Source organism: Rahnella rivi, from assembly GCF_019049655.1.
Classification (GTDB): Bacteria; Pseudomonadota; Gammaproteobacteria; order Enterobacterales; family Enterobacteriaceae; genus Rahnella; species Rahnella rivi.
Genome location: NZ_JAFMOX010000060.1, coordinates 67,724 through 83,042, shown reverse-complemented (window position 1 = coordinate 83,042; position 15,319 = coordinate 67,724). Strand labels below are relative to the sequence as shown.

Below are 15,319 nucleotides of genomic sequence, written 5' to 3'. Positions count from 1 at the left end.
GGGCTTCACGCGGCTATTTCCCCATTTTACCATCTCTTGCGTCACGGTGCCGCTGCACAAAATGTCCTCTTTGCCATCAGCCCCGCTGGCATATATTTAACAAAATATGTCAATAGCGTTACCTGCTTCAAAGTTTGGTTATCTGCCCCCTTATGACAAATGCCGTTTCCTTGATCTCTAAACCGTTTCCACTAGAGTGTAAATTCGTGAGCTGAACGTCTTTTGAACAGGCCATCACTGGCCAGGTTCTGGTCTTCCCGCTCACCCAACTGGCTTTCACGCTAACGACCAGACTAGTCATGAGAGGGATGAAGAAGCATGCTGACGGGTACAGTGAAATGGTTCAATAATGCTAAAGGTTTTGGCTTCATCTGCCCGGAAAGTGGCGGAGAAGACATTTTTGCTCACTACTCCACCATTCAGATGGAGGGCTACCGGACATTAAAGGCAGGCCAGCAGGTCAGCTTTGATGTTCATGAAGGCCCGAAGGGGAATCATGCCAGCCTCATTATTCCAGTGGAAAGTGCAGCGGTCGCCTGACCTGTTCTGTTACAGCGGTTCGGATAAAAAATAATGCCTGTCACTCACTGACTGGCATTTTTTATTTATGGGGGAGAATGCGTCAGGCTTCAAGCCCTGAACGATAAATAAAGTACATTTTTTAGACACCGATTGCTAAGACACGACACAAAACAAATTAAATCTAAACACAATCTCAACAAATCGCGTTCAATCTCTCCCTCTTTTTGCCCGTTGCGCCCCTGTTTATTGTTGGCCTGTTGAAATAGCCGTTATTGACATCCGGCCAGACACAACAGGTAAATACCATGACCACATTCAGTTACCCATGCGAAGAAAAGGCTCCGCTTTCGGGTCTTCAGTTGATGACGGCGCTGCTCTCCCGTCGTCTGGTACCGGGACCTGCGTGGAAATTGCCGCGCTACCGTTTTAAATTCCTTTTTCGCGCGCTGACCCATCCGCGCCGCACCTTTAGCATGCTGGATTACCTGGCGCAGCATCCGCAACGTGATGAGATCCTGACGGCGCAGCCGAGCCTGCCCTGCAAGTTACACCGCGTCTATCAGGCCGCCAATATCACGCCGGAGCAGGCGATGAAACGCATCACCGATCATTACGACATGATCGGCCACTGCCTGCCGGACGCCATTAACCACGGTTATCTGGGCAAAAAGCCGATGGCGATTGCCACCCTGACCGGTAAAGATGAGCAACGTTTCGCGATCACCTTCAATTCGGTCAGCCGTCTGGACAAAGAAGGTGAAGCAACGCTGACCTTCAACAACCCGCAGGGTGAACCGATCGCCATTGTGACGTTCTCGTTTATCCACTATCAGGGCCAGCCGACGCTGTTCATCGGTGCGCTTCAGGGGCCCCGTGCGCACGTCGATCATCACGAAATACAAACGGCAACCAAAGCCTGCCACGGTTTATTTCCGAAACGTCTGGTCATTGAAGCGCTGACCACGCTGGCTGAGCTGGCGGGCATGATGCAGATTGTTGCGGTAGGAAATCACACCCACATTTACGAAAACCCGCGCTACAAAAAACGTAAAGGTATGGTGTTTGCGGATTACGACAGTTTCTGGGAAACGATGGACGCCAAACAAGGCGAGGACGGTTATTTCCATCTGCCGCGCCAGATAACACACCGTCCGCTGGAAGAAATTGCCAGTAAACGACGCGCGGAGTATCGCCGCCGTTACCAGTTGTTAGATGAGCTGGAAACCCAAATCCGCCAGACATTTTCCAGCGGACATGGGCACCCAGTGCTCACTGAAGAGAGCCGCGCGGCTTAATCTGCCCTGCCGCGTGCCAGCCAGGCGACGCGTGAAAACATTTGCCGCAACAACGGGGGAATCGATGAGGTTCCCCGCAGCGAAGCCGCCTGCGCCACATCTATCGCCAGATCGGGCTTTGAGCTGCGGTGAATGGCTTTGTCGATGATGCGTCTCGGCGACATCGGCACATTCTCCGCAATGGCGGAATGCTTGCGATACACGTCTTCAAAACCTTCCCGATACAGAAAATATTCGATGTCCTGAGAAGGCAGCGCGGTCAGGCGGTAGCGCAGATTATCATCATGATTCTCAACGTTAGCCTTTACCGTCGCCGCATATTTTCGCCCTGCTTCATCGCCGTCCACCAGGGTATGCCACTCAATGCCCATCTGCCGGGCGAAGCGCAGCAAGGGTTTTAACCCGCACTGGGCAAACTCGATCACCTTGATCCCTTCAGACTCAAAATGATAGCCGCACTGACGTGCCAGCTGATTGAGCAGCCAGACTTCGGTTTCCCCTTCCACCAGCAACCAGCAGCGGGCGAAAAGCGACGACGGGCGGTTAAAACGGATATGAAACGCAATGCGGCGGCTGTCCTCCATACTCAGCCCTTCCGGGCCAATGGCATAAGCCGCCACGCGGGATGACTCGCGCACCAGGCGACAAATCTGTTCAACCGGCACCAGTGAAAGTAAATCGCCGGAGTTGGTGGTTGTGATGCGCTGCAACGGCAGCTGATCCAGTAATCCCCACGCCACGGACAGCATAATCGGATGCAGACGGGTTTCGGGGTCTTCGATCAGCAGCAGTGGCCGCGCATCCGGATGCAGCACCACCGAGCCTTTCGCCTGCAACAGCGTGGAGAACATGCCGAGCAGCATCACGCGCATACTGCGGCTGTTCGGCTCGGCAATCATCCGGTTGATATTATCCAGTGAACGCCATGCCCGGCGGCTTTCCGCACGGCCATGACGCTTCTGCTGCCACGGCGCGCTGCTGGACGTGCCCTGCTCGGCAAAATAATGTTCCAGCAGTTGCTGCATGGCCGACAGCCCGCTGCGCAGTTCGCTGTTGGTCAGCGATTGCGGATTGTGCACCAGCCCGCGCGTCAGCTCATCGAGTTGCTGCGCCAGTTGTTCATTATTGGTGGAAAGTCGCGGTGCCAGCGTGTCACTGCGCAGCCGGCGGATAAAGCGCGCATCCCGCAGGCGTAAGACCGGGTTCAGGCGGATCAACGCCAGCGCCAGCGGGTCGATAGTCGTCAGATTCAGCGGCTGTCCGTTGGATGACAGAAAGCTGCGCAGCGTCATCACGCTGCCGTCATCTTCCAGCTCACCTTCCAGACGGTAATAAATGCGGTTCAGACGATCCGGGCATTTCACCCACAGCGGAGACAGCGTATTAAAGCGCGGCGACATATGATGCCCGGCCTGATTTTCGCAGAAGGTAAACACGATATGCAGATACTGCGATTTCGACTCTTTTTCGCCCGCCGGAAAATAAAAATCTTCTTCTTTGAAGCAATACAGTTTGGCTTCGGGCGAAAGCAGCAACGTCAACGCGTCCAGCAGGCTGGATTTCCCCCAGGCATTTTCGCCGATAAGAACGGTGTTGGTCAGAAAGGATTCGGTCTGCCCCTGCTGCGCCGGGCCGGTGATTGATGCCCCCCGTTGCGCAGGCTGAGTCAGGGTCAGAGAGAGCCGGTTAATACCGCGAAAACCGACAATATCAATATGTTCCAGATACATCAGACGCCTCCTGTGCGCTCAGTACTTAGCTGAGCATGGCGTTAAAAATCGGTTTCCGTCAAGGCTGCCCGACGATCTCTGTGTCGCAAAGCTGCTTTACAGTCAGATAACTTTTGGTTAGCGTGACGGGCGGTATTTTCTGTGCCGCCCTCCTCTCAGGGAGCCTCACTTTTCAGGGATTTGATCTCATGTATTCCGGCCTGTTGATTATTCTTTTGCCGTTGATTCTCGGTTACCTTATTCCGGTTAAAAACCGCGCTCTGCTGCACGTTGTGAACCAGATGTTGAGTTGGATGGTGTATGTCATCCTGTTCATTATGGGGATCAGCCTGGCCTTCCTCGACAATCTCAGCACCAATTTATTACTGATTTTCAAATATGCCGCCGTCTGTTTCCTGTGCATCTTTGTGATGAACTACGCGGCGCTTTGGCTGCTCGAACGCCGCCGTCCGTGGAAAACCCAGCATAAACAGGAAAAGTTACCGTCGCGTTTACACATGGCGCTGGAGTCTCTGAAACTGTGCGGCGTGGTAATCGGTGGCTTCGCGCTCGGCCTGACGCAATGGCACTGGCTGACTTTCGCCTCTCAGGCCAGTGAACTCGCCCTGCTGTTCCTGCTGGCGCTGGTCGGTATCCAGCTGCGCAACAGCAGCATGACCCTGCGCCAGATCATCCTTAACCGCCGCGGCATGATAGTGGCGGTGGTGGTGGCGATCAGCGCGTTGATCGGCGGTGCGCTGGCCGCCCTGCTGCTCGGATTGCCGCTCAAAACCGGGCTGGCGCTTGCCTCAGGGTATGGCTGGTACTCGCTCTCCGGCATCGTTCTCACCGACTCTTTCGGGCCGGTCATCGGCAGCGCCGCATTCTTTAACGATCTGGCGCGTGAGCTGTGCGCAATCATGCTGATCCCGACGCTGGTTCGCAGCAGCCGTTCCACCGCGCTGGGGCTGTGCGGCGCAACGTCAATGGATTTCACCCTGCCGGTCTTACAGCGCAGCGGCGGGCTGGATATGGTGCCGCCTGCGGTGGTGCACGGTTTCGTGCTCAGCCTGTTATCCCCGGTTCTGATGGCCTTTTTCTCGGCCTGATGATGCCGTTTTCCCGCTGCGTGATGCGGCGGGAAACGTCCTTCCCTGCCTGCAAAACTTGCGATAAATCAAGTTCAGCTCACTTCCTTTGAAAATCCCTTCATTTTTGAGCCTGCCGGTCTTAGGCTTGCATTAAAACAAGCATTTCAAATGCAACTTTAAAAAAGGACCTGATGATGTTTTGTGTGCAATGTGAACAAACAGTCCGTACCCCGGCGGGCAATGGCTGCGCGTATGCGCAGGGAATGTGTGGCAAAACGGCAGAAACCTCTGATTTACAAGACTTACTGGTCGCAGTGTTAGAAGGCCTTTCCGCCTGGGCGCTGACGGCACGTGGCTACGGCATCATCGATGAAGAGATCGACAGCTTCGCGCCCCGCGCCTTTTTCTCTACCCTGACCAACGTGAACTTCGATTCTGATCGTATCGTCGGCTATGCCCGTGAAGCCATTCTTTACCGTGAATCGCTGGCCGTTCGCTGTCGCCTGATGGACCCGGAGATCACCGTCAGTCACCCGCTGGCCGCACTGGAACTGGTCAGCGATAATCTCAGCGAACTGCAACAACAGGCGCAACAGTTTGCGCTCAACGGTGATAAAGCGCAGATCGGCGATGACATTCATGGCCTGCGCATGTTGTGTCTGTACGGCCTGAAAGGGGCGGCGGCATACATGGAACACGCCCATGTTCTGGGCGAGTCTGATACCGCCATTTACGCCGAATATCACCGTCTGATGGCGTGGCTCGGTACGCAACCCGCAGACATGGGCGAACTGCTCGACAACGCGATGGCGATCGGCAAAATGAACTTTGGCGTGATGGCCATCCTGGATAAAGGTGAAACCGATGCCTACGGCCATCCGCAGCCTACGGCGGTAAACGTCCGTCCGCTGGCAGGCAAAGCGATTCTGATTTCAGGTCACGATCTGAAAGATTTGCAGATGCTGCTCGAGCAAACCGCCGGTACCGGCATCAACGTTTATACCCACGGCGAAATGCTGCCCGCGCACGGTTATCCGGAACTGAAAAAATTCCCGCATCTGGCCGGTAACTACGGCAGCGGCTGGCAAAATCAGCAGGTGGAATTCGCGAAATTCCCCGGCCCGGTGGTCATGACGTCCAACTGTATTATTGATCCGAACGTCGGCAATTATGGCGACCGCATCTGGACCCGCAGCATCGTCGGCTGGCCGGGCGTGCAGCATCTGGAAGGCGAAGATTTTGCGCAGGTCATCTCACAGGCGTTGCAGCTTCCGGGTTTCCGTTACAGTGAAATCGAACAGGAAATCACTGTCGGATTTGGCCGCCAGACTTTGCTCAGTGCAGCCGATACCGTTATTGATCTGGTCGCCACCAAAAAACTGCGCCACATCTTCCTGATTGGCGGCTGTGACGGCAGCCGCGGCGAACGCAGTTACTTCACCGATCTGGCGGTCAGCGTACCGAAAGACTGCCTGATCATGACCCTCGCCTGCGGTAAATACCGCTTCAACAAACTGGATTTCGGCACCATTGAAGGATTGCCGCGTCTGCTGGACGTCGGTCAGTGTAACGATGCCTATTCCGCCATTATTCTGGCTGTAAATCTTGCCGAAAAATTAGGTTGTGGCGTGAATGAGTTACCGCTGAGTCTGGTGCTGTCGTGGTTCGAGCAAAAAGCCATTGTGATCCTGCTGACCCTGCTGTCGCTCGGTGTGAAAAACATCGCCACCGGCCCGACGGCGCCGGCCTTCCTGACCGATAACCTGCTGGCGATCCTCAATGAAAAATTTGGCCTGCGTGCAATCACTTCGGTGGAGCAGGATCTGAAAACCATGCTGCCGGAGTAAACCGAGATGAATTTTCCGTTATTCCCCGATCAGCCAACGGCGCTGTGCCAGAACCGTATGCAGGTCTATTCGGTTGCACAGGAAACGCCTGATGTCTGGACAATTTCCCTGATCAATCATGATGTTTATGATTATCAGCCCGGCCAGTTTGCGCTGGTGAACATCGGCCAGCGCGGCGATGTTCAGCGCGCTTACACGCTCTCCTCCACGCCGGGGCAAAGCCCGTTTATTCAGCTGACAGTGCGCCGCATCGACGGCGGCGCAGGCTCACAGTGGCTGACAACGCAGATCAAACCCGGTGATTACGTCTGGCTGAGTAACGCCCTGGGAGAATTTACCTGCGAAACCCGGCAGCCGTTGTTATTGCTGGCGGCCGGTTGCGGCGTGACGCCGGTGATGTCTGTCGCACGCGATATTCTGGCGCATCATCCTGCGCAAAGTGTGCAGGTGTTTTACAGCGTGCGCAGCCCGCAGGACATTATCTTTGCGCAGGAATGGCAGCACCTGTGCGCAACATATCCGCAACTGGATCTGACCATTCTTGCGGAAAATGGCGCCGGATCCGGGCACATCGCCGGACGGCTGAGCCAGGATTTGCTGCAAAGTCACGTGCCGGATATCCGTGAACGTCGGGTGATGATTTGCGGGCCTGCACCTTATATGCAACTGGCGGGCGACTGGGCGAAAGAACTCGGTGTGGCGGCGGATAACATCGTTAAAGAGCAGTTTCAGGCGACGGAAACCGGGGTGTCTGCCGATCAGCAACTGACGCTGACCCGCCTGACGCCGTTGCAGAATTACCGCGTGCCGGTCGGTTCCACGCTGCTGGCCGTGATGGAGCAGCATAAAATACCGGTCACCGCCGCGTGCCGCGCAGGCGTGTGCGGCAGCTGTAAAACCCGCATACTTAGCGGCGATTACCAGACCACCAGCCGCATGACGCTGACCGATGAAGACGTCGCTCAGGGATATGTGCTGGCCTGCAGTTGTCAGCTTCAGGGCGACGTCACCCTCGCCTGATCCCCGCGTTAACTCGCTGCCCGCACATGATTTTTTACAGTCTGAGCGGGCAGTTTTACAAAATTTCACCCCCCTCCTCTGCATAATTTTGTATGGTTTAAGGCTGAACATTCAAGGATGTAATCAGTGGACTATGCTTAACCCAGTCTTTTTTATGAAATACACCGAGGGAACTGAAGATGAAGCAAAGCGTAGCGTCATATCTGGCGAAAACATTAGAAGCGGCGGGCGTTAAACGCATCTGGGGCGTCACCGGTGACTCACTTAACGGCCTGAGTGACAGCCTGAACCGTATGGGCACCATTGAATGGCTGGGCACGCGTCATGAAGAAGTGGCTGCGTTTGCCGCCGGTGCTGAAGCACAAATCACTGGTGAACTGGCGGTGTGCGCCGGTTCCTGCGGGCCGGGCAACCTGCATCTGATCAACGGCCTGTTCGACTGCCACCGCAATCACGTTCCCGTGGTCGCCATTGCCGCTCATATTCCGTCGAGCGAAATCGGCAGCGGTTATTTTCAGGAAACCCATCCGACCGAGCTTTTCCGCGAATGCAGCCACTACTGTGAAATGGTGACCAATCCCGAACAGTTGCCGCAGGTGCTGGCGATCGCCATGCGCAAAGCCATTCTCAACCGTGGCGTGTCGGTGATTGTGTTACCTGGCGACGTCGCGCTTAAACCCGCACCTGAAGATGCCAAAATCAGCTGGTATCCGCCGGTGCTGCCAAGGGTGATCCCGCAGCAAACCGAACTGGCAAAGCTGGCTGAACTGCTCAACGGTGCGACCAATATTACGATGATGTGCGGCAGCGGCTGTGCGGGCGCGCACGACGAAGTGATCAGGCTGGCTGAAACGCTGAAAGCGCCGGTGGTGCATGCACTGCGCGGCAAAGAGCATATCGAGTGGGATAACCCTTACAGCGTCGGCATGACCGGGCTTATCGGCTTCTCTTCCGGCTTCCACGCCATGATGAATGCGGACACGCTGATCCTGCTCGGCACACAATTCCCGTACCGCGCCTTTTATCCGACAGACGCGAAAATCATTCAGATTGATATCAATCCGGGCAGCATCGGCTCCCATTGTCATGTCGATATGGCGCTGGTCGGTGACATCAAATCCACGCTGACCGCGCTCATGCCGCAGTTACAGGCCAAAACTGAACGCAAGTTCCTCGACAAAGCGCTGAAGCATTATGAAGAAGCGCGTAAAGATCTCGACGGACTGGCGACGCCGAATGACAAGCAGGCTATTCACCCGCAGTATCTGGCGCAACAGATCAGCCGGTTCGCCGCATCGGATGCCATCTTTACCTGTGACGTCGGCACGCCGACCGTCTGGGCGTGCCGTTATCTGCAAATGAACGGCCAGCGCCGTCTGCTCGGTTCGTTCAACCACGGTTCGATGGCCAACGCCATGCCGCAGGCCATTGGTGCGCAGGCGATTGACCGTTCGCGGCAGGTGGTGGCGCTGTGCGGCGACGGCGGATTCGCCATGCTGATGGGGGATTTTCTGACGCTGGCGCAGCAAAAGCTGCCGGTGAAAATCGTCATCTTTAACAACAGCGTGCTGGGATTTGTGGCGATGGAAATGAAAGCAGGCGGGTATCTGACGGACGGCACTGAGCTGAAAAACCCGGATTTCGCCGCCATTGCCGAGGCCGCCGGCATCAAAGGGATCCGCGTGGAGAAAGCGTCGGACATTGACGCCGCCTTGCAGGATGCGTTTGCTTACGAAGGGCCGGTGCTGGTGGATGTGATCACCGCCACCGAAGAACTGGCGATGCCGCCACAGATCAAATTCGAGCAAGCCAAGGGCTTCAGCCTGTACATGCTGCGTGCGGTGATAAGTGGCCGGGGTGATGAAGTCGTCGAACTGGCAAAAACCAACTGGCTGCGATAACCCTGACAGGGCTATAGTGGAAGGTCAGGCGGGCTCTCAGCCCGTCTGATCTTACATTCTAAAAACACAGCAGAAGGAAGCCCACGTTGATCGACTTACGCAGTGATACCGTAACCCGCCCCAGTGAAGCGATGCGTCAGGCCATGGCCCATGCTGAAGTCGGCGATGATGTCTACGGCGATGACCCAACGGTAAATGCTTTACAGGCGCTGGCGGCAAAAATGTGTGGTAAAGAAGCCGCACTGTTTTTACCGACCGGCACCCAGGCAAATCTGGTGGCATTACTGACCCACTGTCAGCGCGGCGAAGAGTATATCGTAGGCCAGAAAGCCCACAATTATATGTATGAGGCCGGTGGCGCTGCGGTACTCGGCAGCATCCAGCCGCAACCGCTGGATATGTCCGCCGACGGCTCCATTGCGCTGGATAAAATCGCCGCCGCCATCAAACCTGATGACATCCATTTCGCCCGCACGCGCCTGCTGAGCCTGGAAAATACGCACAGCGGTAAAGTGCTTCCGCTCGATTATCTGCAAAAAGCTTACGCGCTGACCCGTGAAAAAGGGCTGGCACTGCACATCGACGGGGCACGCATCATGAATGCCGCCGTGGCTCAGGGCGTTGAGTTACGCGAAATCACCCAATATTGCGATACCCTGACCATCTGCCTTTCAAAAGGTCTGGGTGCGCCGATCGGCTCGCTGCTGGTCGGCAGCAAAGAGTACATCCACCGCGCTAACCGCTGGCGTAAAATGACCGGCGGCGGCATGCGCCAGTCCGGCATTCTGGCAGCAGCGGCGATCTATGCGCTGGAAAATAACGTTGCGCGGCTCAAGGACGATCACGATAACGCTCAGTGGCTGGCAGAAGAGCTGACCAAAATCGGCGTGGAAATCGCAGAGCCGGGTGCGCAAACCAACGTGCTGTACATCAGACAAAGCGCTGAGCTGGCGGCCAAAATGGGCCCGTGGATGCGTGAACGCGGCGTGATCATCAGCGCCGGACCGCTGACGCGCGTGCTCACCCACATCAACATCAGCCGTGAAGATCTGCAAAAAGTCGTCGCACTGTGGCAGGAATTCCTGCACCAGCACGCCTGACCACTGCCAGCCTGCGGCGATAATCTCCGGGTTATTGCCGCATTTCCATGATTCCTTTTACCCCTAGCAAAACGGATTATGCACATGCCACGGATCGTCATACTCGGTGCCAGCGGATACATCGGCCAACACCTGACTGCCCACCTGAGCCAAAACGGTTTTCAGGTCACAGCCGCCGCGCGCCGCATTGAATGGCTGCAACAACAGAAATGGCAAAACGTCCGCTGTTGTTTTGCCGACGTCTACCAGAGTAAAACGCTGGCTGCGGCCTTTGAAGGGGCCGACGTACTGGTGTATCTGGTTCACGCCATGACGGAAGACGACGATCTGCTGGAAAAAGAGCGGCAGGCAGCCCAGCACACCTTGCTGGCGCTGAAAGAGTCGTCGATCAAACACATTGTTTACCTCGGTTCGATGCAGCCGGAAGACAGCGATTCTCCGCATTTACAGGCACGTAAACTCACCGGCGATCTCCTGCGTATGAGCCATATTCCGGTGACCGAACTGCGTGCGGGCATCGTGATTGGCGCAGGGTCGGCGGCGTTCGAAGTGATGCGCGACATGGTGTATAACCTGCCGGTTCTCACGCCGCCGCGCTGGGTTCGCTCAAAATCTTCCCCCCTGGCACTGGAAAACCTGCTTGTGTATCTGCGCGAACTGGTGGCGTTACCTGCGCATGGCAATCGCATTCTCGAGGCTGCCGGGCCGGAGTACATCAGCTATCAGACGCTGTTCGAACGCTTTATCGCCATGAGCGGAAAGCGCCGCTGGCTGATCCCCCTGCCGATGCCGACATCGTTCGTCTCCGTCTATTTCCTCAGCCTGATCACCTCGGTACCGACACCGCTGGCAAAAGCGCTTATTCAGGGGCTGAAGCACGATCTCCCAGCCGACAGCGCGCCACTGCAACAGCTGATCCCACAAGAACTGATCCCCGTCGATGAGGCGATCCACACTACGCTGGAAAAAGAACAGCAGCAGGTGATGGATTCACCCGACTGGGGATACGACGCCGACGCCCGTGAACGCTGGCGCGCAGGCTACGGCTATTACCCGAAACAGGCCGGATTTACTCTGGAAACGTCTGCCTCAAAAGCCGCGTTGTGGAAAGTGGTGCAGCAACTGGGTGGCAGCGAAGGGTATTTTTATGCCAACGGCTTATGGAAAACACGGGCGAGAATGGATGATTTGCTCGGCGGCAAAGTGAAATATGGCCGCCCCGAACGCGATTTCCTTAAGCCGGGTGACAAAATTGATGGCTGGAAAGTGATTGGTTTGAAACCACAGCGCGAACTGGTGCTGCTTTTTGGTATGAAAGCACCGGGGCTGGGGCGGCTGACCTTTACCATCACTGATAACGGCGAAAGCCGCAGCCTGGATGTGCGTGCCTGGTGGCATCCCGCCGGTTTCCGTGGCCTGCTCTACTGGTTCAGCATGATGCCCGCCCATCAGTTTATTTTCCGCGGAATGGCAAAACGTATCGCCAGCCTTGCGCGACAGAAAGATCGTTGCGGGCGATAAAGGGTTATTTTACGCGCTTTCAGACATTGCTCACCCCCTTTCCCATTGCAAGCCGCACAAATTCACGAAAGAATGGCACCCTTATTGCTGCGGGGTGTCATCACTTCACAGCTGACAACAATTTTTCTCCATTTATGAAGGCATTGGCCTGTTTATGAAGGTATTGGTCACCGGCGCGAGCAGCGGCCTTGGGCGCAACGCGGTCGAGTTTCTGCGTAATAAAGGCATCAGCGTCAGGGCGACGGGTCGCAACGCCGCGATGGGCTCACTTTTGCAGAAAATCGGTGCGGAATTTATTCATGCCGATCTCACCACCCTGGTGTCTTCGCAGGCTAAAGCGCTGCTCGCCGACATCGATACCGTCTGGCACTGTTCCGGACTGATGTCGCCGTGGGGCAGTGAAAAGGAATTCGAACTGGCAAACGTGCGCGCTACGCGACGTCTTGGAGAGTGGTCGGCGGCCTATGGCGTGGAAAACTTCGTCCACATTTCCTCCCCGGCCATCTACTTCGATTTTCATCATCACCGCGATATTCAGGAAGACTTCCGCCCTCACCGCTTCGCCAACTCTTTCGCCCGCAGTAAGGCGGCCGGAGAACAGGTGATCCACACACTGGCGCTCTCCAACCCGCAAACCCATTTCACCATTTTGCGTCCGCAGGGCCTGTTCGGGCCGCACGATAACGTGCTGCTGCCGCGCCTGCTGCAAATGCTGAAATACGGCGGCACGCTGATGCTGCCACGCGGGGGGGAAGCGCTGGTTGACATGACCTACGTCGAAAATGCCGTTCATGCTATGTGGCTGGCGACGCAGACTGACGCGACAGAATCGGGGCGGGCATTCAACATCACCAACCAGCAACCGCGGCCATTGCGCACGCTGGTCAGGCAGCTGATGGAAAATCTGGACATCAAATACCGCATCCGTTCTGTGCCCTACCCGCTGCTGGATGTGATGGCGCGCGGCATGGAGCGCATCAGCAAAAGCTCGCATAAAGAGCCGGTGCTGACGCATTACAGCGTGGCAAAACTGAATTTTGATCTGACACTTGATACCCGGCGCGCACAGAAAGAACTCGGCTATGTACCGGTGATTTCGCTCGATCAGGGGATTATCCGCACCGCCGACTGGCTGCGTGATCACGGCAAACTTCAGGGCCTGCACGGCATCGGCCCGAAACGCGACTGACCCTTCTCGTCAGCCGCTTTTCTCAGTCATTCTTATCCGGAAACTGCTGCAATAACGCCTGCACAATCGCCTGAGTTTGTGCATCGGCATTGCCGCGGTAGTCGCTCTGCCTGAAATGCATCTGAAACGCGGCAATTACCCGGCGTTGCTGGGCCTGCGTCATGTCATCCGTCACCGTATAACCGTACTGTTTCAGCAAGGCTAGCAGCTGTGCCTGATCAACCGGCTGCTGCGGATCGCGCCCGGCGAGTCTGGCCTGCACGATACCGGCGTCCGGCCATGCGCCAACTCCGCGCTGAGCCATTTCCTGCCACGGGAACAGCGGACCGGGATCGTCTTTACGCTGCGGCGCAATATCGCTGTGTGCCACCACATTGCGCGGCTCTATCTGATAGCGCGCAACAATTTCTTTGCTCAGGTTAGCCAGCAGATCGATTTGTGCAGGCGGAAAAGGATAAAACTTCTTGCCCAGCAAATGTTTACTGTAGCCTTTATTTTCCAGCTCAATGCCGACAGACGTATCGTTCAAATTGGTCCGCCCGCGCCAGCCGCTGGCCCCCGCATGCCACGCGCGCATCTCTTCCGGCACCAGTTGCCACGCCACCGGCTTGCCCTGTTCCAGCGGCGGTTTGGCCGGGATCAGGTAATGCGCGCTGACGTGTTCATCGGTAAGGGTCGTTAATGCGTTGTGGAAATCTTCAGCAGTGTAATGGATCACCAGAAAGCGGACCCGCTGATCCGCGCCCTGTGCCTGATGAGTCGTTTCCAGCCGGAACGGTGAGTTCACCGCTGACGGGCTGCCGTTCTGGCAACCGGCCAGCAGGAGCAGCAAGGCCGCGCACGCACCGGCCTTCAGGCCACGGCACATCATTTGCGATGCACAATCACAGCGGTGCCGGAGATGCTGACCATCAGCATACTGGCGTTTTTACCCACGGTTTCGTAATCGATATCCACGCCGACCACCGCATTCGCTCCGCGCTCTTTGGCCTGTTCTTCCAGCTCGCTGAACGCGATTTCACGGGCTTTACGCAGCTCTTTCTCATAAGCCCCGGAACGTCCGCCGACGATATCGCGCACACCGGCGAAAAAATCGCGGAAAATATTGGCACCTAAAATCGCCTCACCGGTCACCACGCCGCAGTATTCCGCAATGATGAAACCTTCCAGCGTCGGAGTCGTTGAAATTTGCATGAGTATTCCTTATCAGTTGTCGTCCGGGATTCATTTAAAAGCGCCTGAATAGCATAAAGTATGCGCAGGGGAAAAACGTATCATTTTCTCTTCGCCATGCATTAAGCCAAATCGGTTTTATACTGTATGGTAAAGAAAGTCATGGTGAAAACGTTCAATCTTTCAGTAAGGAATACAATGAAAAAGAAAATTCTTGCCGCCACCATCCCGCTGGTGCTGATGCTCAGCGCCTGTACCACGGTCGAACCTGCGTATAAGGATATCGGCAGCCGCGCGGCTCCCTGCATCGACGGCGGCCCGGACAGCGTTGCCCAGCAATTTTACGATTTCCGCATTAAACAAGGCGGCAGCGGTGTACCCAATTCCAGCCAGCTGGCCGCCTACCGCCCTTACCTGAGCACCGGTCTGTATAACGCGCTGCAAAAAGCGCAGTCCCAGCCGAAAGTCGATATCGCCGCCTCTCCGAACGAGAAAGCCGGTGCCGGTTCCGGTGATGGCGACGTGTTCTCCAGCCTGTTTGACGGGCCGACCTCCGCCTCTGTAGACAGCGCCTCGACCATTCCTAATACCGATGCCCGCAATATTCCTCTGCGCGTGACTTTCACGCATGAGAAAGACAAAGGCGCCTCCAGCACCTGGAAAGATGAAGTTCTGATGGTGCGCGAAGGCACCTGCTGGACTGTCGATGACGTCCGTTACATGGCCGATCTCGACTTCGCCTCAAGCGGCACTTTGCGTCAGGTTTTGGAAAATCAGTAACATTATCCTTTCCTGAATAAACGCAATAACGCGTATGCATAATGTTGGTCAAGGGTGAATAACATCATTGACCAACATCTGCGTCACAGTGATGCAACAATATCTTGTGCTACACTTTGGCATTCCTGCGGCTACAGATAATTTTTAAGCCGCGATCGTTGCATAACTATG

The 15,319-nt window shown here is 55.9% G+C and carries 13 protein-coding genes; 10 read left to right on the top strand and 3 right to left on the bottom strand.

Features of this window, described 5'->3' with window-relative positions:
- Window positions 1-318 precede the first annotated feature (318 nt).
- Entirely contained in the window at window positions 319-540 is a 222-nt protein-coding gene (cspD, locus tag J1779_RS13475; RefSeq protein ID WP_056769224.1) for a cold shock-like protein CspD, read from the top strand.
- Between the two features lie 287 nt (window positions 541-827).
- Complete coding sequence (locus J1779_RS13470; RefSeq protein WP_217203989.1) at window positions 828-1,817, top strand: VirK/YbjX family protein; 990 nt, start codon at window positions 828-830, stop codon at window positions 1,815-1,817.
- On the opposite strand, the gene J1779_RS13465 is transcribed toward J1779_RS13470, so the two are convergent.
- Window positions 1,814-3,547, bottom strand: a complete 1,734-nt coding sequence (locus tag J1779_RS13465) for an ATP-dependent nuclease (RefSeq protein WP_136375940.1) — start codon at window positions 3,545-3,547, stop codon at window positions 1,814-1,816. The genes J1779_RS13470 and J1779_RS13465 overlap by 4 nt on opposite strands.
- Window positions 3,548-3,735: 188 nt before the next feature.
- Between J1779_RS13465 and J1779_RS13460 the strand changes: the two genes are divergently transcribed.
- The 7 genes from J1779_RS13460 (at window position 3,736) to J1779_RS13430 (ending at window position 13,195) form a co-directional block, all read left to right on the top strand.
- Window positions 3,736-4,635 (top strand): LysO family transporter, encoded by a 900-nt coding sequence (locus tag J1779_RS13460; protein WP_122094736.1) that lies wholly within the window; start codon window positions 3,736-3,738, stop codon window positions 4,633-4,635.
- Between the two features lie 176 nt (window positions 4,636-4,811).
- A complete protein-coding gene (gene hcp / locus J1779_RS13455; protein WP_217204034.1) occupies window positions 4,812-6,464 on the top strand; it encodes a hydroxylamine reductase in 1,653 nt (550 codons plus the stop codon).
- A gap of 6 nt (window positions 6,465-6,470) precedes the next feature.
- Window positions 6,471-7,484 (top strand): NADH oxidoreductase, encoded by a 1,014-nt coding sequence (gene hcr, locus J1779_RS13450; RefSeq protein WP_217203988.1) that lies wholly within the window; start codon window positions 6,471-6,473, stop codon window positions 7,482-7,484.
- A gap of 179 nt (window positions 7,485-7,663) precedes the next feature.
- Entirely contained in the window at window positions 7,664-9,385 is a 1,722-nt protein-coding gene (gene poxB, locus J1779_RS13445; protein WP_217203987.1) for a ubiquinone-dependent pyruvate dehydrogenase, read from the top strand.
- A gap of 86 nt (window positions 9,386-9,471) precedes the next feature.
- Window positions 9,472-10,485 (top strand): low-specificity L-threonine aldolase, encoded by a 1,014-nt coding sequence (gene ltaE, locus J1779_RS13440; RefSeq protein ID WP_072158017.1) that lies wholly within the window; start codon window positions 9,472-9,474, stop codon window positions 10,483-10,485.
- A 78-nt stretch (window positions 10,486-10,563) separates the two neighbouring features.
- On the top strand, window positions 10,564-12,006 hold the full coding sequence (locus J1779_RS13435) for a DUF2867 domain-containing protein (protein WP_217203986.1): 1,443 nt from the start codon (window positions 10,564-10,566) through the stop codon (window positions 12,004-12,006).
- Window positions 12,007-12,160: 154 nt separating this feature from the next.
- On the top strand, window positions 12,161-13,195 hold the full coding sequence (locus tag J1779_RS13430; RefSeq protein ID WP_056769211.1) for an NAD-dependent epimerase/dehydratase family protein: 1,035 nt from the start codon (window positions 12,161-12,163) through the stop codon (window positions 13,193-13,195).
- Window positions 13,196-13,217: 22 nt separating this feature from the next.
- On the opposite strand, the gene J1779_RS13425 is transcribed toward J1779_RS13430, so the two are convergent.
- Both J1779_RS13425 and J1779_RS13420 read right to left on the bottom strand, forming a co-directional pair.
- Window positions 13,218-14,066, bottom strand: a complete 849-nt coding sequence (locus J1779_RS13425; protein ID WP_217203985.1) for an N-acetylmuramoyl-L-alanine amidase — start codon at window positions 14,064-14,066, stop codon at window positions 13,218-13,220.
- On the bottom strand, window positions 14,063-14,389 hold the full coding sequence (locus J1779_RS13420) for a heavy metal-binding domain-containing protein (RefSeq protein WP_056769207.1): 327 nt from the start codon (window positions 14,387-14,389) through the stop codon (window positions 14,063-14,065). Before J1779_RS13420 ends, J1779_RS13425 begins: the two co-directional genes overlap by 4 nt.
- Window positions 14,390-14,566: 177 nt before the next feature.
- Here J1779_RS13420 and J1779_RS13415 point away from each other — a divergent pair, with 177 nt between their 5' ends.
- Complete coding sequence (locus J1779_RS13415) at window positions 14,567-15,148, top strand: lipoprotein (protein WP_122094727.1); 582 nt, start codon at window positions 14,567-14,569, stop codon at window positions 15,146-15,148.
- Window positions 15,149-15,319: the final 171 nt, after the last annotated feature.

Coding starts and splice junctions, on each gene's coding strand:
- cspD (WP_056769224.1), top strand. CDS start 319: ATGCTGACGGGTACAGTGAAATGGTTCAATAATGCTAAAGGTTTTGGC.
- J1779_RS13470 (WP_217203989.1), top strand. CDS start 828: ATGACCACATTCAGTTACCCATGCGAAGAAAAGGCTCCGCTTTCGGGT.
- J1779_RS13465 (WP_136375940.1), bottom strand. CDS start 3,547: ATGTATCTGGAACATATTGATATTGTCGGTTTTCGCGGTATTAACCGG.
- J1779_RS13460 (WP_122094736.1), top strand. CDS start 3,736: ATGTATTCCGGCCTGTTGATTATTCTTTTGCCGTTGATTCTCGGTTAC.
- hcp (WP_217204034.1), top strand. CDS start 4,812: ATGTTTTGTGTGCAATGTGAACAAACAGTCCGTACCCCGGCGGGCAAT.
- hcr (WP_217203988.1), top strand. CDS start 6,471: ATGAATTTTCCGTTATTCCCCGATCAGCCAACGGCGCTGTGCCAGAAC.
- poxB (WP_217203987.1), top strand. CDS start 7,664: ATGAAGCAAAGCGTAGCGTCATATCTGGCGAAAACATTAGAAGCGGCG.
- J1779_RS13435 (WP_217203986.1), top strand. CDS start 10,564: ATGCACATGCCACGGATCGTCATACTCGGTGCCAGCGGATACATCGGC.
- J1779_RS13430 (WP_056769211.1), top strand. CDS start 12,161: ATGAAGGTATTGGTCACCGGCGCGAGCAGCGGCCTTGGGCGCAACGCG.
- J1779_RS13425 (WP_217203985.1), bottom strand. CDS start 14,066: ATGATGTGCCGTGGCCTGAAGGCCGGTGCGTGCGCGGCCTTGCTGCTC.
- J1779_RS13420 (WP_056769207.1), bottom strand. CDS start 14,389: ATGCAAATTTCAACGACTCCGACGCTGGAAGGTTTCATCATTGCGGAA.
- J1779_RS13415 (WP_122094727.1), top strand. CDS start 14,567: ATGAAAAAGAAAATTCTTGCCGCCACCATCCCGCTGGTGCTGATGCTC.